At 39.7% G+C, this 16,472-nt stretch carries 19 protein-coding genes, 16 tRNA genes, 2 rRNA genes and 1 riboswitch; of the genes, 32 read left to right on the top strand and 5 right to left on the bottom strand.

All coding sequences use genetic code 11. The features are described 5' to 3' along the window. The 18 genes from AC1FXP_RS16890 to AC1FXP_RS16975 form a co-directional block, all read left to right on the top strand. Positions 1–286: ribosomal RNA gene (locus AC1FXP_RS16890) — 23S ribosomal RNA — on the top strand; the annotation flags it as partial. Between the two features lie 128 nt (positions 287–414). Continuing rightward, positions 415–530, top strand: a 5S ribosomal RNA gene (gene rrf, locus AC1FXP_RS16895). Positions 531–549: 19 nt separating this feature from the next. Beyond that, positions 550–625 (top strand) — tRNA-Ala (locus tag AC1FXP_RS16900). 7 nt (positions 626–632) lie between these two features. Continuing rightward, positions 633–725, top strand: a tRNA-Ser gene (locus AC1FXP_RS16905). A 178-nt stretch (positions 726–903) separates the two neighbouring features. Next, positions 904–977: transfer RNA gene (locus AC1FXP_RS16910), tRNA-Met, on the top strand. Between the two features lie 8 nt (positions 978–985). Continuing rightward, positions 986–1,062: transfer RNA gene (locus tag AC1FXP_RS16915), tRNA-Asp, on the top strand. A gap of 30 nt (positions 1,063–1,092) precedes the next feature. Next, positions 1,093–1,177 (top strand) — tRNA-Tyr (locus AC1FXP_RS16920). 15 nt (positions 1,178–1,192) lie between these two features. Then, positions 1,193–1,268: transfer RNA gene (locus AC1FXP_RS16925), tRNA-His, on the top strand. 16 nt (positions 1,269–1,284) lie between these two features. After that, a tRNA-Gln gene (locus AC1FXP_RS16930) sits at positions 1,285–1,359 on the top strand. Positions 1,360–1,361: 2 nt separating this feature from the next. Next, positions 1,362–1,433 (top strand) — tRNA-Gly (locus tag AC1FXP_RS16935). A 7-nt stretch (positions 1,434–1,440) separates the two neighbouring features. Further along, positions 1,441–1,517 (top strand) — tRNA-Arg (locus AC1FXP_RS16940). A gap of 20 nt (positions 1,518–1,537) precedes the next feature. Next, a tRNA-Gly gene (locus tag AC1FXP_RS16945) sits at positions 1,538–1,608 on the top strand. Positions 1,609–1,622: 14 nt separating this feature from the next. After that, positions 1,623–1,699: transfer RNA gene (locus AC1FXP_RS16950), tRNA-Ile, on the top strand. A 1-nt stretch (position 1,700) separates the two neighbouring features. Further along, positions 1,701–1,775, top strand: a tRNA-Asn gene (locus tag AC1FXP_RS16955). A gap of 1 nt (position 1,776) precedes the next feature. Continuing rightward, positions 1,777–1,867 (top strand) — tRNA-Ser (locus AC1FXP_RS16960). A 24-nt stretch (positions 1,868–1,891) separates the two neighbouring features. Next, positions 1,892–1,966, top strand: a tRNA-Glu gene (locus AC1FXP_RS16965). An 18-nt stretch (positions 1,967–1,984) separates the two neighbouring features. Then, positions 1,985–2,060: transfer RNA gene (locus tag AC1FXP_RS16970), tRNA-Lys, on the top strand. A 34-nt stretch (positions 2,061–2,094) separates the two neighbouring features. Then, positions 2,095–2,176: transfer RNA gene (locus AC1FXP_RS16975), tRNA-Leu, on the top strand. 52 nt (positions 2,177–2,228) lie between these two features. On the opposite strand, the gene yidD is transcribed toward AC1FXP_RS16975, so the two are convergent. Next, entirely contained in the window at positions 2,229–2,471 is a 243-nt protein-coding gene (gene yidD, locus AC1FXP_RS16980) for a membrane protein insertion efficiency factor YidD (RefSeq protein ID WP_480063188.1), read from the bottom strand. Positions 2,472–2,650: 179 nt separating this feature from the next. Here yidD and AC1FXP_RS16985 point away from each other — a divergent pair, with 179 nt between their 5' ends. From AC1FXP_RS16985 to AC1FXP_RS17025, 9 genes are all read left to right on the top strand, one after another. Continuing rightward, entirely contained in the window at positions 2,651–2,923 is a 273-nt protein-coding gene (locus tag AC1FXP_RS16985) for a competence type IV pilus major pilin ComGC (RefSeq protein WP_480063338.1), read from the top strand. Positions 2,924–2,925: 2 nt separating this feature from the next. Further along, a complete protein-coding gene (comGD, locus tag AC1FXP_RS16990; protein WP_480063189.1) occupies positions 2,926–3,369 on the top strand; it encodes a competence type IV pilus minor pilin ComGD in 444 nt (147 codons plus the stop codon). Between the two features lie 46 nt (positions 3,370–3,415). Then, positions 3,416–3,673, top strand: coding sequence for a hypothetical protein (locus AC1FXP_RS16995; protein WP_480063349.1), 258 nt, complete (start codon positions 3,416–3,418; stop codon positions 3,671–3,673). Continuing rightward, a complete protein-coding gene (locus AC1FXP_RS17000) occupies positions 3,645–4,103 on the top strand; it encodes a competence type IV pilus minor pilin ComGF (RefSeq protein ID WP_480063190.1) in 459 nt (152 codons plus the stop codon). The genes AC1FXP_RS16995 and AC1FXP_RS17000 overlap by 29 nt, the downstream gene beginning before the upstream one ends. Then, positions 4,100–4,477 carry a competence type IV pilus minor pilin ComGG gene (gene comGG / locus AC1FXP_RS17005; RefSeq protein ID WP_480063191.1) on the top strand — a complete coding sequence of 126 codons (378 nt, stop codon included), beginning with the start codon at positions 4,100–4,102 and terminating at the stop codon, positions 4,475–4,477. The genes AC1FXP_RS17000 and comGG overlap by 4 nt, the downstream gene beginning before the upstream one ends. Position 4,478: 1 nt before the next feature. Then, a complete protein-coding gene (locus tag AC1FXP_RS17010) occupies positions 4,479–4,979 on the top strand; it encodes a shikimate kinase (RefSeq protein ID WP_480063192.1) in 501 nt (166 codons plus the stop codon). Positions 4,980–5,022: 43 nt separating this feature from the next. After that, complete coding sequence (locus AC1FXP_RS17015; protein ID WP_480063193.1) at positions 5,023–5,223, top strand: YqzE family protein; 201 nt, start codon at positions 5,023–5,025, stop codon at positions 5,221–5,223. A gap of 127 nt (positions 5,224–5,350) precedes the next feature. Next, positions 5,351–6,058 carry a helix-turn-helix transcriptional regulator gene (locus AC1FXP_RS17020; RefSeq protein ID WP_480063194.1) on the top strand — a complete coding sequence of 236 codons (708 nt, stop codon included), beginning with the start codon at positions 5,351–5,353 and terminating at the stop codon, positions 6,056–6,058. 138 nt (positions 6,059–6,196) lie between these two features. Next, positions 6,197–6,439, top strand: a complete 243-nt coding sequence (locus AC1FXP_RS17025) for a DUF2626 domain-containing protein (RefSeq protein WP_480063195.1) — start codon at positions 6,197–6,199, stop codon at positions 6,437–6,439. A 391-nt stretch (positions 6,440–6,830) separates the two neighbouring features. On the opposite strand, the gene AC1FXP_RS17030 is transcribed toward AC1FXP_RS17025, so the two are convergent. Continuing rightward, on the bottom strand, positions 6,831–7,466 hold the full coding sequence (locus AC1FXP_RS17030) for an MBL fold metallo-hydrolase (protein ID WP_480063196.1): 636 nt from the start codon (positions 7,464–7,466) through the stop codon (positions 6,831–6,833). 222 nt (positions 7,467–7,688) lie between these two features. Between AC1FXP_RS17030 and AC1FXP_RS17035 the strand changes: the two genes are divergently transcribed. Next, on the top strand, positions 7,689–7,877 hold the full coding sequence (locus tag AC1FXP_RS17035) for a DUF2759 domain-containing protein (RefSeq protein WP_480063197.1): 189 nt from the start codon (positions 7,689–7,691) through the stop codon (positions 7,875–7,877). Between the two features lie 144 nt (positions 7,878–8,021). On the opposite strand, the gene AC1FXP_RS17040 is transcribed toward AC1FXP_RS17035, so the two are convergent. Continuing rightward, positions 8,022–8,816, bottom strand: coding sequence for a YqhG family protein (locus AC1FXP_RS17040; RefSeq protein ID WP_480063198.1), 795 nt, complete (start codon positions 8,814–8,816; stop codon positions 8,022–8,024). Then, on the bottom strand, positions 8,794–10,479 hold the full coding sequence (locus tag AC1FXP_RS17045) for a DEAD/DEAH box helicase (protein ID WP_480063199.1): 1,686 nt from the start codon (positions 10,477–10,479) through the stop codon (positions 8,794–8,796). The genes AC1FXP_RS17040 and AC1FXP_RS17045 overlap by 23 nt, the downstream gene beginning before the upstream one ends. A 230-nt stretch (positions 10,480–10,709) precedes the next feature. Continuing rightward, positions 10,710–10,815, top strand: a riboswitch (glycine riboswitch). 155 nt (positions 10,816–10,970) lie between these two features. On the opposite strand from AC1FXP_RS17045, the gene gcvT reads away from it, so the two are divergent. The 3 genes from gcvT to gcvPB are packed head-to-tail and all read left to right on the top strand — an operon-like array spanning position 10,971 to position 14,883. Then, positions 10,971–12,065 (top strand): glycine cleavage system aminomethyltransferase GcvT, encoded by a 1,095-nt coding sequence (gene gcvT / locus AC1FXP_RS17050; RefSeq protein WP_480063200.1) that lies wholly within the window; start codon positions 10,971–10,973, stop codon positions 12,063–12,065. Positions 12,066–12,079: 14 nt separating this feature from the next. Then, the gene (gene gcvPA / locus AC1FXP_RS17055) at positions 12,080–13,423 is read left to right on the top strand and encodes an aminomethyl-transferring glycine dehydrogenase subunit GcvPA (protein WP_480063201.1); all 1,344 of its coding nucleotides are present in this window, start codon (positions 12,080–12,082) and stop codon (positions 13,421–13,423) included. Continuing rightward, complete coding sequence (gcvPB, locus tag AC1FXP_RS17060) at positions 13,420–14,883, top strand: aminomethyl-transferring glycine dehydrogenase subunit GcvPB (protein WP_480063202.1); 1,464 nt, start codon at positions 13,420–13,422, stop codon at positions 14,881–14,883. Before gcvPA ends, gcvPB begins: the two co-directional genes overlap by 4 nt. A 222-nt stretch (positions 14,884–15,105) precedes the next feature. On the opposite strand, the gene AC1FXP_RS17065 is transcribed toward gcvPB, so the two are convergent. Then, positions 15,106–15,480 carry a rhodanese-like domain-containing protein gene (locus tag AC1FXP_RS17065; RefSeq protein WP_480063203.1) on the bottom strand — a complete coding sequence of 125 codons (375 nt, stop codon included), beginning with the start codon at positions 15,478–15,480 and terminating at the stop codon, positions 15,106–15,108. Between the two features lie 147 nt (positions 15,481–15,627). On the opposite strand from AC1FXP_RS17065, the gene AC1FXP_RS17070 reads away from it, so the two are divergent. After that, positions 15,628–16,461, top strand: coding sequence for a lipoate--protein ligase family protein (locus tag AC1FXP_RS17070; protein WP_480063204.1), 834 nt, complete (start codon positions 15,628–15,630; stop codon positions 16,459–16,461). The last annotated feature ends 11 nt before the right edge of the window (positions 16,462–16,472 follow it).

Here is a 16,472-nt window from a genome sequence, read left to right on the forward strand (position 1 = left end):
TCCGTCGCGGGCGTAGGAAATTTGAGAGGAGCTGTCCTTAGTACGAGAGGACCGGGATGGACACACCGCTGGTGTACCAGTTGTTCCGCCAGGAGCATAGCTGGGTAGCTACGTGTGGAAGGGATAAGTGCTGAAAGCATCTAAGCATGAAGCCCCCCTCAAGATGAGATTTCCCATGGAGTTAATCCAGTAAGACCCCTTAAAGATGATGAGGTTGATAGGTCTGGTGTGGAAGCGTGGCGACACGTGGAGCTGACAGATACTAATCGGTCGAGGACTTATCCAATAAATGATTCTTGATATGTTTCTATAACGCATTATCTAGTTTTGAGAGAACCCTCTCAAATGTGAACTACGATACCTTTTAAGGAATCCGATGTTCAAGCCATTTTCTAGAAAATGGCCTATATATAGTCTGGTGGCGATAGCGAAGAGGTCACACCCGTTCCCATGCCGAACACGGTCGTTAAGCTCTTTTGCGCCGATGGTAGTTGGGGGCTTCCCCCTGTGAGAGTAGGACGTTGCCAGGCTGTAATAGTATTTTTTTATGGGGCCTTAGCTCAGCTGGGAGAGCGCCTGCCTTGCACGCAGGAGGTCAGCGGTTCGATCCCGCTAGGCTCCACCATAAATGCGGAGGAATACCCAAGTCCGGCTGAAGGGATCGGTCTTGAAAACCGACAGGCGGGTTAAACCGCGCGGGGGTTCGAATCCCTCTTCCTCCGCCATTTTTAAGTTTAGAAGCATGGTCGTCTACTTACTTTATAACAACGACGCGGAGTGGAGCATGCAGCAAAATATCGTCGAATAAGCGACGACATGTCTTGACGCAAATACTACAAAGCGAAGCTAGAAGAGGAAAAGACAACATCCTAGAGAAAACATCATCCGAATACTGTAAAACGACGCGGGGTGGAGCAGTCTGGTAGCTCGTCGGGCTCATAACCCGAAGGTCGGCGGTTCAAATCCGTCCCCCGCAATACCATATGGTCCGGTAGTTCAGTTGGTTAGAATGCCTGCCTGTCACGCAGGAGGTCGCGGGTTCGAGTCCCGTCCGGACCGCCATTTTAATAAATGAACAACCTTTTTCATTGTGGAGGGGTAGCGAAGTGGCTAAACGCGGCGGACTGTAAATCCGCTCCCTCCGGGTTCGGCGGTTCGAATCCGTCCCCCTCCACCACTAATTAAATATATGGCGGTTGTGGCGAAGTGGTTAACGCACCGGATTGTGATTCCGGCACTCGTGGGTTCAATTCCCATCAGCCGCCCCATTATATCTAACTTTATTGGGCTATCGCCAAGCGGTAAGGCAACGGATTTTGATTCCGTCATGCGTAGGTTCGAATCCTGCTAGCCCAGCCAGTGCGGAAGTAGTTCAGTGGTAGAACACCACCTTGCCAAGGTGGGGGTCGCGAGTTCGAATCTCGTCTTCCGCTCTTATATGCGCCCTTAGCTCAGCTGGATAGAGTGTTTGACTACGAATCAAAAGGTCGGGAGTTCGAATCTCTCAGGGCGCGCCATTTTTCTTTTTAGTCAATATGCGGGTGTAGTTTAGTGGTAAAACCTCAGCCTTCCAAGCTGATGTCGTGAGTTCGATTCTCATCACCCGCTTTTATTGCTACTGTGGGCCTGTAGCTCAGCTGGTTAGAGCGCACGCCTGATAAGCGTGAGGTCGGTGGTTCGAGTCCACTCAGGCCCACCATTCCACAGTAGCTCAGTGGTAGAGCTATTGGCTGTTAACCGATCGGTCGTAGGTTCGAGTCCTACCTGTGGAGCCATGGAGAAGTACCCAAGTGGCTGAAGGGGCGCCCCTGCTAAGGGTGTAGGTCGTTTACGCGGCGCGAGGGTTCAAATCCCTCCTTCTCCGCCATGGACAATTAAATGTATTTAGATTGGCCCGTTGGTCAAGCGGTTAAGACACCGCCCTTTCACGGCGGTAACACGGGTTCGAATCCCGTACGGGTCACCATATCTTAAAAAATAGCAAGAGCCATTAGCTCAGTTGGTAGAGCATCTGACTTTTAATCAGAGGGTCGAAGGTTCGAGTCCTTCATGGCTCACCATTTCAGATGTTCTTATAAAAAACATCAAATACATGCGGGTGTGGCGGAATTGGCAGACGCGCTAGACTTAGGATCTAGTGTCTTATGACGTGGGGGTTCGACTCCCTTCACCCGCATAAAAAAAACCATACAGAATGTATGGTTTTTTTGTATATTCAAAAATCACTGCTAATCTTCCTTCGACTGATCGATTGTTTTCTTCTCCGGTACAAGATCAATTCCACCAGGATGAAAAGGATGACACTTAAAAATCCTTTTTAACGTTAACCATCCACCTTTAATTGCTCCAAATTTTTTTATAGCTTCCATTCCATAATGAGAGCATGTTGGATAAAATCGACAAGTGGGCGGTTTTATGGGGGAGATTACAAGCTGATAAAAGCGGATGATGGATAAAAGGATCGTTTTCATTTAATACACCTTTCAAAAAAAAATTTTAATTAAAGAAGGAAATTGTCAGTCTTTGTCTAATTATAACAAATATTAAATTGAAAGGAGGATCGAATAAAATAACTACGTAATACCCCGCTATAAAAATTCCTCAGAGGTGATGAAAATTGAATAATGAGAAAGGCTTTACCCTAGTTGAAATGTTGATTGTCCTAATGATCATTTCGATTCTCCTCCTAATAGCCGTCCCAAACATGTCGAATAATAATGAAGTTGCAGCTTCAAGAGGCTGCGATGCTACTGTGAAATTAGTTCAAGCTCAAGTGTATGCTTATGAGATTGAGAAAGGGCAATTACCTAATAATTTAGATGATCTTTCTCCTGATTACGTTGATAAGCTGAAATGCCCAGACGATACTGAATTAAAGTACGACAAAGAAGACAATGGAAAAGTAACTACTAAATCATCTTAATTATGAATTCAAACAAAGGTTATACCCTCATCGAATTACTCATCATTTTATCTATTCTATCTATAATTCTTCTAATTCCAACAATCAAACTATCCAACCCATCATCAATTGATCACGAAGCGGATTTAATCGCTAAACAAATTAAAGAACAAATCCTTCTCGCGCAGCATGTGGCAATAGCAAATGGAAGAAGAGTTTTTATCCGTATGAACAATGACACGAAAGAATTTTTCATTCGCTATAACTCCTTTGATGATTATTTAGTCATCCCGTACCAACATCCGGAAATGTTATTTGAGCCACAAACCCTCTCTCTTACTTCCATTTATTTTCATACCAATGGTCACCCTGGTGCATCAGGCTCCTTTCAGTTAAGAGTTGGTCAGAATAGGTATCGCTATACGATTTATTTAGGGAAAGGAATGGTTTCTTATACAAAGATGTAGTGGCTTTACTTTAATAGAAGTGCTATTTGCTTTTAGTATTCTCGTGTTGTTTAGCGCTTCTATTTTTCCTTTGTTAATAAGTGTATATACGGAGAGAACAGCAATTAATGAAGAGATTCGTGCTTTACTATTATTAGAAAAAGCTGTGAACCATTATAAGGCTGGTATGCCTGTCATTGATGGGAATGATGAAGGGGTTTTGATTGGGCAAGAGGAAGTAGAGGAAGGTTTGTTGCGATTTTGTGCAAGGTGGATTGGAAGAAACGGGAGGGAATATGAACGTTGTTTCTTGGCTCCGAAATGAAAGAGGATTTTCTTTGGTTGAACTCCTGATTGCTCTAGTGATTTTTTTAATAATTGTTTCGATGGTTCCTCAAATTATGTTAGTTAGGACAAGTGGTTATTATACTGATAAGATATCATCTCAACAGGTCATGACTTTTTTTAATCAGTTAGCTCATGAGATTCGAATAGCTTCAAAAGGAGAAGTAATAGAAGGAACTTTACGATTAACAAGGTTCAATGGTGATCTGATTGAAATCGAGCTATTAGAATCAAAACAGTTACGAAGTAGGAAAAATAAGGAGGGACATAATCTTCTTATTGAACAAGTCAGGACTTTTTCATGCAGCGTCTCTGAACATGTTGTTGCGTGTGATATTGAGATGCTAGATGGCTATCGTAGCAGTAAGACGATGCTGATGCTGTATGCCAGAGAAGGAGGACGCTTGTGAAGCAAGAAAAGGGGTTTATTTATCCAGTTACTTTGATTATGTGTATGCTAATTATGCAAGTGCTTCTATACCAAGTAAATTTGTATATGCTTGAAAAGCGAGCAGTTTACGAGCAGGAGCGACTCATGCAAATTGAAACTCTTCTTCAATTAGGAATTAGTGATTTTCTTAACGGAGAGTACGACCCCGTTATCGATAAAAAGATACTCTTTTCATATCCAAACGGTACAGTTACACTAAGTATAGAAACTTATCATCATGGAATTAGTAACATCTCTGTAAAGGCAAATTTGGAAACCGGCCACGAGCGAATTGCTGGTTTTCAATATAATTGGAGCAATAAAGTATTGGATAATTATTGGGAGGTTTCATAACGTGTCGCATCATTATTACATCACAGGATTTATGGGGTCTGGAAAAACAACGATTGGACAAGCATTAGCTGAAAAAATAGGCTATCGTGTCATCGATACTGATCAATGGATTGAAAGCAAAGAGCAGATGTCTATATCAGAAGTTTTTGAAAAAAAAGGAGAAGCTTATTTCAGAGAACTTGAAACGCAAGCATTAAAAGAAATACAAGGAGAGCGGACTATTATTACGACTGGTGGAGGTATCGTAAAAAAGGATCGGAATAGGGAAATAATGTCCTCTCAAGGTAAAGTTATTTATTTGCAAGCAGACCTTGATGAGTTATTAAGGCGTTTAGAAGGTGATGAGACAAGGCCTCTATTACAACAACAAGAGAAAGATAAAGTCCAAAAACTATATGAATCAAGGCTCGAACTTTATGAACAGGCTGATATTATCGTGAATACTGTTGGGAGATCGGTTTTAGAAATTGTTCGTGAATTAGAATTGATTTTAAAATCCTAATGTTTGGGTATACTGATGCTAGATGCATTAGGAGTTGAGAAAAATGTCATTAAATGATTATGTGAAATTTTTGACCCAACAAGCAGTAATTAGAATGGATCAACCAAAAGAAGAGCGGCGTACGAAAAAACTCGAGCGCAGAGCTGACCGGCCGCCTTTTTCTAATCATGTATTTGGTATGATTCCACTTGGCATTTCGTTGTTTTTGAGAAAAAAATCAAAGAAAAACATTCGTAGAAAGTAAAGAGCGAAGATGTCTTTTGACAATCTTCGCTTTTTGTTTGTCATTTTATTGGCTAATAAATGATTTTCTTTTCTTTATTTTGGTACCATACTATAATGGGGTAAGTTAGGTAAGTTAGGGAGTGAACATGATGGAACAAAACACATTAAAAATAACAAATGTATTGTCAGATCCAACACGGTTCTCGATTTATCAATATATTGTAAAGCAACGTGAACATGTAACCGTACAGCAAATTGCTGATCAGTTTAATACACATCCAAATGTTGCTCGTCTGCACTTGACGAAATTAGAAGACGTACAAATGATTATTTCAGAGACACAAAAGACAGGAAAGGGTGGACGACCTAGTCGCTATTACAAGCTGTCTGATGAAGTCATTCAACTGCAGTTCCCTTATAGAGACTATCAAAGGTTAGCAAAAATGGCATTAGGATCATTGGTTGAGCTTGGAGATATTGGTTTCGAAGCGCTTAAAAATATGGGGTATAAGTATGGACGTGAGAGTGCAGACTTGTATGTGAAGCAATTTCACTTTGATGTAGCAAATGCAACAATGGAACAGAAAGTTAGAATGATTGAGCAAATAGCGATCAACCAAGGACTAAATCCGGAAATTTCTTATTCAGCTGAAAAGGATGAAATTGAGTTTAGTATTTATAACTGTACATTTAAAGAATTGATGACTGAACATTCTATATCTCTTTGTTCTATGCATCATGAATTATTTAAAGGCATTTTTTCTTATTTTCTTGGAGAACATATACTTAAAGATAATATGAAATTAACAGATCCAACAGCGAAAGCTTGCTCTTATTCTGTAATTAAATTATAGGTGACACAGTTTTGCCATTCATCAAGGCATTTACAGCCAGGAAGTAGTCGTATATAATAAGTCTGTACTTAATCATTTGCTATCCTAAACAAATACTGTCGTGTGTGGCAAATTTGTTCATGAAGGAGGGAAACCCAAATGGATCGTATGTATCGTGTTTTAGCATTTTGGACAGGAATCTTTTCCGTCCTGTTCTTTGTTGGTCATATGTATAATGTAGCATTGTTGTTCTTTGCGCAAACAGGCGCATTATTGGCCTTAAGCTACCTAAACTTATCAGAACGTGTGTACATTTACATTTTTGGTGCCTATTTAACGATTTTCTTCGTAGGGTTCACGTATTACGCAACGTTCTTGTTAGTACCAAGCTTCGGGCATTAATAATGTTGTACATATGTACAGAAGAGAAACCGTTTCCTTATTTAGAGGACGGTTTCTTTTTTGAAAGTTAGTACTATTGACACAGTGTTAAAGTATTTTATACAATAATACTAATTGGTGATCTTTGATAGGGAGTCCCCCTCCCCTCAAGGTTGCTTACATCAATACGATTTACTCCCCATAGGGCTTTCACTAATTGTGGAGGTCCTTTTCTACATATAAAGTGTGTCTAAAAAGCAAGGAAAAGAGATGGCAATGGCTCCGTTCGCTACTCGCCGTGAGTGTGTAATCAATCCTCTCAAGGCTTTGAAGAGATGTAGCGACTCCGCACATTGCTTCGGGGGGATCCAAAAAGGGAAAGATTCATACCTTTTTGGATCCCCTTTATTACTTAAAACCCTGACAAAAATGGATTGCCATCCATTTCATTTCCTATTGTAGTAGTAGGTCCATGGCCGCAAGCAACAACGGTTTCTTCTGGTAACTCAAGAAGCTTCTTATGTATGCTAGTTAACAACAATTGATGATCTCCACCCGGCAAGTCGGTTCTCCCGATACTTTGGGCAAATAATGCATCACCTGAGAAAACAACCCCTTCGTGCTTAAGGTAGAAAGAAACACTACCTGGTGAATGACCAGGAGTTTCATACACGGTAAAAGAGAACGAACCAATCGTAATACTATCTTCCTTTTCAATAATATGGTCAGCGGGCTTCACTGTAATCGCTTGATTCCCCATAAAACGTGCTGAGCCGTTTTTATTTGGGTCGGCTAACCAACCTTGCTCATTTTTGTGTAAATAAACGGGACAATTGAATTCATTCCGAACATCATCGACTGCACCAATATGGTCAAAGTGAGCATGTGTTAACAAGACGGCAATTGGTTTTAAGTTTTGTGATGTTAGCCATTGAATAAAAGCTTGTCCGTCCCCACCAGGATCAATGATAACGGCTTCGTTAGCATCGTTTTGTAAAACATAAGCGTTTGTTTGTAATGGGCCAAGTGGTAGTTGTGTCCATTTCATATAAATCCCTCCAAGTTATTTAAGCTATTCCTATCATACATTACGAGAAGCGACTCGACAAATAAAGAAAAAGAGAGTAAAATAAATGAAAAATGCCCAATATAAATATTGAGGAAACTGTACTAGCTTCGTCAAATTTTAGGCTGACAATGTTCTCAAATGGCATTATAATAGGACTAGTTAAGCTGGGTTCTTAGTTTTACATAAGGAGGGGAAGACAGTATGATCTTTTCTATCATCATGTTAGTTACGGCGATTTTATGTGCAGTTGCGATTGTTCGTGAACTTCGCAGAAAGAACTTCTTTGCAGTAGGATTTGCTGGAATTTCATTTGTTGTATTTGGTTGGTTTGCAGTGGCAACGATTATTTCAATCATTACAACAGGTGGTGGAGCGCCTACGGCTCACTAAGAATAATCCACGAGAAAAAGGCAGCTACCTTTGGAGTAGTTGCCTTTTTTCTGTTAAAGAGCGTGTTCAAACCTCCCATGTTTTAGCAAACACCACGATGAATGAAAACTAGAACTAACACCTTAGGTTTCGTATAAAAGACTCTTAAAAAACCTGTTGCTCTAAATAGAACATTCCGCCATTAATAATGGACACATGAATTTTTGGCTCATATTGTTCTTTTAAGGCTTGTTTCTCAACTTCATAGCTTTCGGGTTTATCATCATAATCTTCATAAAACTGCTCAAGAAGTGACAAATCCGTTTCCCATCTAGTTACAGCTTCTTCTGCCCACGTTTTGTCTTCATTTTCCGCATAGGTCTGAACCATTTTCTGCAATCGAATTAACCCACTATGAACAGTAATAAGAGGGGATAATTTAAAGCAAAAATCTGGAATGTTGGGAGATAGTTCTTTTTCTTGCAGCTTATCGTAAAATTGTTGAACAATTTGACCATGTATGAGATTTAATCCTAAAGATAACAATACATCTTTTTTGCGGTCACATTGAAATGAAATTTTCATATTCAAACACAACCATGGTTGCAGAGGAATGGACTTTCTCCCAGATGCTTGAATGTCCTCATAGAGACGAATGTAGCCCCCTAATTCACGTGTCGATCCAAATAATTGCCGAAGTCTTGGTGACCCAAAGTGAATCTGTTCTCCACGTAAATCATCGGGGGCATTGGTCTGATCTGTGATAAACGTCACCTGCATCGGGTTAGGCTCGCCACCTGTTTTTTCAAGATAATGCCAGTAAAAGGGCCTGTTCATTAATAATTTATCTAATTCAATGGATAACTGAACCTTTAAATAATTTGATGTATTTTCAATGATTGGGCTATCATTCGCTTGGAAGTAACGCTCTAAGAAATCATGAACTTGAGGCTGTTGCATCGATCTGATCCTCCTTACTAGAATTCGCAGCTTCTTCTGCTGCATCATTCATAATGGCAGCAAGATGATCAAACTTAATACGCATTTCTCCTTCAGAATCTGATTGCAATAAAATATCTTGCACATGTTCTTCAACTGAAGGGAGATCAATTTTCGTTAATATATCATCGAGCTCACCGATAACGGCTTCAAATAGGTGAATCTTCTCATAAAGCAATTTAAGAATGTGCTGCTCGACGGTGTCATTAACAGCAAAGTTGTAAATTTTCACATCTTCTTGTTGGCCAAGTCGATGAATACGCCCAATTCGTTGTTCAATACGCATTGGATTCCATGGCAAATCATAGTTAATGATATGACTGCAAAATTGCAAGTTAATTCCTTCGCCGCCCGCTTCAGTTGCAATTAATACTTGGGCATGATTTTGAAAGAGCTGACGCATCCAGTCTTTTTTTCCTCTTTTAAATCCTCCTCTAAATGGTACCGAAGAGATGCCATTTTGTTTTAAAAACCATTGTAAATATAACTGTGTTGCACGGTATTCAGTGAAAATAATAACTTTATCATTGATTTTTTTGATGATCTCTAGTGCTTTCTCGGCTTTTGCATGCCCTTCTACCTCCCCAATTTTGTTTAATAAGCGCTCTGCGCCAGGAAGCTTGCGTCCTTCGGCATGGGCTCGTTCAACCATATTTTTTAATGTCATAAAAGCAGCCTCTCTGCTGCTGCATAATTCCCTTTTTAAAGTCAGCAAGCCAAAATGACTTGAATCACCATTTAACTTCTCAATCTCTTCATAAAAAGCGCGTTCTGATTCACTAAAATCAATCTGAACCGTTTCAACAATTCGTTTCGTCCATTCAATGCCAGTTTCCTCACGACGATTGCGCACCATTACTTTGTTTACTAACTCTCTTAGCTTTTCTTCATTTTTAGGTGATCTCTTATTCGAACGATATTCTTTTTCAAATGAAGAGATATCTCCTAGATGACCTGGTTTAAGCAATGAAACCAAATTAAAGATTTCCTCTAGCTTGTTTTGGACTGGTGTTGCGGTTAATAACAAACAGAATTTCTTCTTCAACTTTTTAATGAACTCATAATTTTTTGTTTTAGGATTTTTAAGTTTATGAGCTTCGTCAATAATGACTAAATCATATGGCTGGTCTAAGACGATATCATGATGTGGTTGCCTTTTAGCTGTATCAATTGAAGCCACGACAACATCACATTGCTCCCATACATATGATTTTCGTTGAGCAATAGCTGGAATATGAAACTTTGTATTTAATTCAATCGCCCATTGGGAAACAAGAGAAGCTGGAACGAGAATTAATACTTTTTTTACTAACCCACGAATCATATACTCTTTTAAGATTAGTCCAGCCTCGATTGTTTTTCCAAGCCCTACTTCATCAGCTAGTATTGCTTTGCCATTCATTTGCTCAATAACCGTATTGGCCACTTCAATTTGATGTGGAAATGGCTTTAACTGAGGGAGGTGCTTAGGGGCTTGCAAACCATGAAACTCTGGTATGATTTGGTGTTGTTCTGCTTCATACGCTAGTTTAAATAGTTCCCAATTAGACCAAGGACCATCTTGATCTAACCTTTGCTTGAAGGTGTCGTTCCAATTCTGATCAAAATGTATATCAATCTTCATTTTCAATCACCCTTTCAATCAAACTGCTATATCCGAATGAAATTATAAAAAATCTATAAAATAATCTGATTTAGTAAATAAACAGTTGCGAAAACCTATCCAACTTGGTAGGATATTAATATAAATCCGAATTACACATATTGCCTAAAATTTAAAAGGTTTATACATGTAGTATGTACCAATCATAAGAATTTCATGAGTAAGTGTGAAAACAATTAAATAAGTTGCGGATGAGGATAAGGGGAGAGCTTGCGAATGATGCAACGCCGAAGGAGCAAGTATTAGATAATGTGTTATCGATGCGAATCTCTCAGGCAAAAAGACTCTTATTTGACGCAGCTCTGGAGAGTGCTTATGATAAGCCACCTACGAAGACACTATATTCAATCATGAATATAGGAAACTTTCTGGTTACAGGACAGAGTTATACACAAAATAGTGTATAACTCTGTCTTTTTGCATTTTATGAATTAACTTGAGGAGGTTTGATCATGGCTGATTTAAAGAGAACACCACTATTTCACCTGTATAAAGAAGGTGGAGCAAAAACGATTGATTTTGGGGGATGGGATCTGCCCGTTCAATTTTTAAGCATTAAAGAAGAGCATGAAGCAGTCCGTACAAAGGCAGGACTATTTGATGTTTCACATATGGGTGAAGTAGAAGTTAAAGGTCCACGAGCACTTGATTATTTACAAAAATTAATGACCAATGATGTATCCAAACTTGTAGATGGGCAGGCACAATATACAGCTATGTGTTACGAAGATGGTGGGACGGTTGATGACTTGCTTATTTACAGAAAGGCAGAAGACGATTATTTACTCGTAATTAATGCCTCAAACATTGAAAAAGACGTTGAGTGGATGCAGCAACATATCATTGAGGGTGTAACAGCGATAAATGTTTCTAGTGATATCGCGCAATTAGCGATTCAAGGACCTCTAGCAGAACAAATTTTGCAAAAAAGAACTTCTTTTGATCTATCTTCCATTCGGTTTTTCCGGTTTGTTGACCAAGTAAATGTAGATGGTGTCAATGCACTCGTTTCGAGAACTGGTTACACAGGTGAAGATGGATTTGAGCTTTACTGTGCAGCAGACCAAGCTGCTAAGCTATGGAAGAGCTTGCTTGAAGCAGGTAAAGAGGATGGCCTTGTTCCTTGTGGACTAGGAGCACGTGATACATTACGCTTTGAAGCAAGATTGCCTCTTTACGGTCAAGAATTAACAAAGGAAATTTCTCCACTTGAGGCGGGAATTGGTTTTGCCGTAAAAGTAAATAAAGAAGCAGACTTTATTGGGAAAGAAGCATTGAAGAAACAGAAAGAAGAAGGGCTGAAAAGAAAGCTTGTCGGCCTTGAAATGATTGATAAAGGCATCCCTCGTACAGGTTATGAAGTATTTGTCGGTGATAAATTAATAGGGTTTGTCACGACAGGAACTCAATCTCCTACATTAAAGAAAAATGTCGGCCTTGCCGTTCTAGATATAGGTGTTACTGCACTTGGAACAGAAGTAGAAGTTCAAGTTCGTAAAAAACGTCTTAAAGCACAAGTCGTATCAACGCCATTTTATAAAAAGTAAGAGGAGGAACATACATGAATCACCGTTATTTACCGATGACAGATGCAGATCAAAAAGAAATGCTTGAAACAATCGGCGTACAGTCAATTGAGGAATTGTTTTCTGATATTCCAAGTGACATTCGCTTTAAAGGAGAAATGAATGTCAAAGAAGCTTTGAAAGAGCCAGAGCTCATCTCATATTTTCGAGAGTTAGCTGCGAAAAATGTGTCACTTAAACAAACCCCTTCTTTCCTAGGGGCGGGCGTATATGAACATTACATCCCATCAATCGTCGATCACGTCATTTCTCGTTCTGAATTTTATACGGCTTACACGCCATACCAACCAGAAATCTCACAAGGAGAGCTTCAAGCGATCTTTGAGTTTCAAACGATGATTTGTGAGCTTACAGGAATGGATTTAGCGAACTCGTCCATGTATGATGGCCCAACGGCTTTAGCAGAAGCAGCGATGCTAAGTGCAGGACAGACGAAAAAGAAGACGATTCTGGTTTCTAAAGCTGTTCATCCGGAAGCTCGTGCAGTCCTGCAAACTAATGCAACTGGGCAGCGTTTAAATGTGATTGAAATTGATACTGCTAATGGTGTGACAGATTTGAAACAGTTACAAGAAGTATACGGGGATGACACAGCTTGTGTTGTTGTTCAACATCCGAATTTTTATGGCAACCTTGAGCCTTTAGCTAAATTAGAAGAGGTTACGCATAGCAGTAAAGCAATGTTTGTTGTGTCTAGTAATCCACTTGCTTTAGGATTGCTAAAACCGCCTGGTGAATTTGGAGCAGATATCGTCGTGGGAGACGCGCAGCCTTTTGGAATTGCAACACAATTTGGCGGTCCGCATTGTGGTTATTTTGCAACAACGAAGAAATTAATGCGTAAAGTCCCTGGTCGCCTAGTTGGGCAAACAACGGATGAACATGGTCAACGTGGATTTGTTTTAACGTTGCAAGCACGTGAGCAGCATATTAGACGTGAGAAAGCTACATCTAATATTTGTTCGAACCAAGCGCTAAATGCTTTAGCAGCTTCCGTTGCAATGAGTGCGATTGGCAAAAAGGGCGTAAAGGAAATGGCGTATCAAAATGTACAAAAAGCTGCTTATATGAAAAAGCAGTTGAAGGCTCATGGAGTAGAAATTGTTTCGGAACAACCTACATTTAATGAGTTTGTCATTAATGTGAAGAGACCAGTTTCGAAAGTAAATGAGCTGTTACTTTCCAAAGGATTTATTGGAGGGTATGACCTCGGACGTGATGAAAACTCGCTACAAGGACAAATGTTAGTAGCTGTGACCGAAGTACGAACTAAAGCAGAAATTGATACTTTTGCCAAGGAATTGGGGGCATTACTATGATAACAAAAGATCAGCCATTAATTTTTGAACGCAGCAAGCCTGGACGAGTTGGACATAGCTTGCCAACATTAGATATTTGTGAACAGTCAATAAATGAGTTAATTCCAAGTGAGTTTTTACGTGAATCAGAACCTGAATTGCCAGAAGTTTCAGAGCTTGAGATCATGCGTCATTATACGGCACTATCAAAACGTAATCATGGTGTAGATTCAGGGTTCTATCCACTTGGTTCATGTACGATGAAATACAATCCAAAGATTAACGAGGATGTAGCACGTTTTGAAGGATTAGCTCATATTCACCCATATCAACCAGTAGAACAAGTACAAGGTGCACTGGAATTACTTTATGAGCTTCAAACATCATTAGCTGAAATTACAGGGATGGATGAAGTAACACTTCAACCAGCAGCAGGTGCTCATGGTGAGTGGACTGGGCTCATGATGATCCGTGCTTTCCACGAAGCAAATGGGGACTTTCAACGTACAAAAGTTATTGTGCCTGACTCTGCACATGGAACGAATCCTGCTTCAGCAACAGTCGCTGGTTTTGCGTCAGTTACGGTACGAACGGATGACAATGGCTTAGTTGATTTAGACCATTTACGTGAAGTTGTTGGTGAGGATACAGCAGCACTCATGCTAACCAATCCAAATACGCTTGGTTTGTTTGAATCAGACATTGTAGAGATGGCTCAAATTATTCATGAAGCTGGTGGGAAGCTTTATTACGATGGTGCTAATTCAAATGCCATCTTAGGAATCGCTAGACCTGGAGATATGGGATTTGATGTGGTTCACTTGAACCTGCATAAAACATTCACAGGTCCTCACGGTGGTGGAGGTCCAGGATCAGGTCCAGTAGGAGTGAAGAAGGATTTAATTCCTTATTTGCCAAAACCAATCATTGTTAAGCGTGAAGATGGTTTGTTTGATTTTGATTATAATCGTCCAGAATCAATCGGCCGCGTGAAGCCATATTACGGTAACTATGGTATTAACGTTCGTGCATACACGTATATCCGTACGATGGGGCCTGATGGCTTACGTAAAGTTTCTGAATATGCCGTATTAAATGCAAACTATATGATGCGCAGACTAGAGCCTTATTTTGACCTCCCTTACACACAACATTGTAAGCATGAATTTGTTATTTCAGGTCGTCGTCAAAAGAAACTAGGTGTACGTACATTGGATATTGCCAAACGTCTATTAGATTTTGGGTACCATCCGCCAACGATCTACTTCCCAATAAATGTTGAGGAATGTATGATGATTGAGCCAACGGAAACAGAATCAAAAGAGACGTTAGATGAATTCGTTGATGCGATGATTCAAATTGCGCGTGAAGCAGAAGAAAATCCAGAGATTGTCCAAGAGGCACCGCATACAACTGTTATTTCAAGGTTAGATGAAACAACTGCAGCAAGAAAGCCAATTTTAAAATATGAAAAAGCGTAAGCCGATGCGAAGCCATTAAAAGATTCTTAAATTTAAGAGTAATGGCTCGGCACGTACAAAAGCCTTCTATGAACTCATAGAAGGCTTTTGTACCGTCAGGGTCAGGGGAAACAACTTTGGGTTATGCTTAGAATGGCGTATTTTTCAGTGCTCTTGCCAATGAGAAAAGTAAAATCATTAGAAAAGGAGATGCACCAAACATGGTTTCATCTCCTTTAAAACTTACTTTTTCTTAATTTTTCCTGACCACTTTTTAAATCCACCTTTAAGGTGTGAGATATCTTCTACGCCGCGCTTCTTCTTAATTAATTGAGCAGCTTGTCTACTACGAGCACCTGACTGGCAGTATAGATAAACAGGTTGATCATTACGAACTTCATTGATGCGTTGACGAAGTTGGGACATCGGGATGTTTCTAGCTCCAAGTATGTGACCACCTTCATATTCACGTGGTTCGCGAACATCGATCAATTGTGCTTTACGATAGCCTTTAATGAAGTCTTCTTGTGTTAATGTTTTTAAATATTTTGGATTGTAAAAGCGCTTAAAAACGAGATACACTACAAATCCAAGTAGGATAAACCATAAAAATTCCATAGGTTGTTGTCTACACTCCTTTTCATACTACATCAATATTTATTATAATAGCCACTAAGCAAATACGCAATAACTCAAATAACTTGGCTAGAAACAACTCGTTTGATAGAATGATATAGATACCATAGTGGAAAGAAGCGGTGTGAAATGAAGGAAACATGGCGTTACTTAGATTCCGGAGATTGTTCTCCTGCTTATAATATGGCCTTGGATGAGGCATTGTTAGATTGGCATAGTAAAGGAATGATTCCGCCTACGATTCGTTTTTATGGTTGGAATCCTGCTACTCTATCGATAGGATATTTCCAAAAGGTGGAGAAAGAAATTAATATGGATAAAGTTAGGGAGTATGGCTTAGGGTTTGTTCGCAGACCTACAGGTGGACGTGGAGTCTTACATGATAAGGAATTAACTTATAGTGTAATCGTTTCAGAGGAACATCCAGAGATGCCAAAGACGGTAACAGAAGCATATCGTGTCATTTCTGAAGGGATTTTGGAAGGCTTTAAAGATGTTGGACTTGATGCATACTTCTCGATTCCGAGAACGGATGAGGAGAAAAGCGCCCTCAAAAACCCACGGTCTGCGGTCTGTTTTGATGCACCGTCTTGGTATGAACTTGTTGTAGAGGGCAGAAAAGTGGCTGGAAGTGCACAAACAAGGCAAAAAGGTGTCATCTTACAGCATGGTTCGATCATTTTAGATATCGATGAAGATAAGCTTTTTGACTTATTTAACTATTCGAGTGAACGGTTACGTGAACGAATGCAAAAGAATTTTAAAAATAAAGCGGTCGCTATCAATGCGTTAAGAAGCGAACCTTTAACGATGGAAGAAGCAAAGTTTGCGTTTAAGAGAGGATTTGAAAAGGGTTTAAACATTGAATTAGAGCCATACAGGTTATCGGAAGAGGAAGAAGAAATCGTTAAGCAAATTGCAAGAGATCGATACGAGCAAGATGATTGGAATTTTAGAAAATAAGTCAAAAGGAC

It is taken from the genome of Halalkalibacter sp. HAAS-P013 (genome assembly GCF_056619925.1).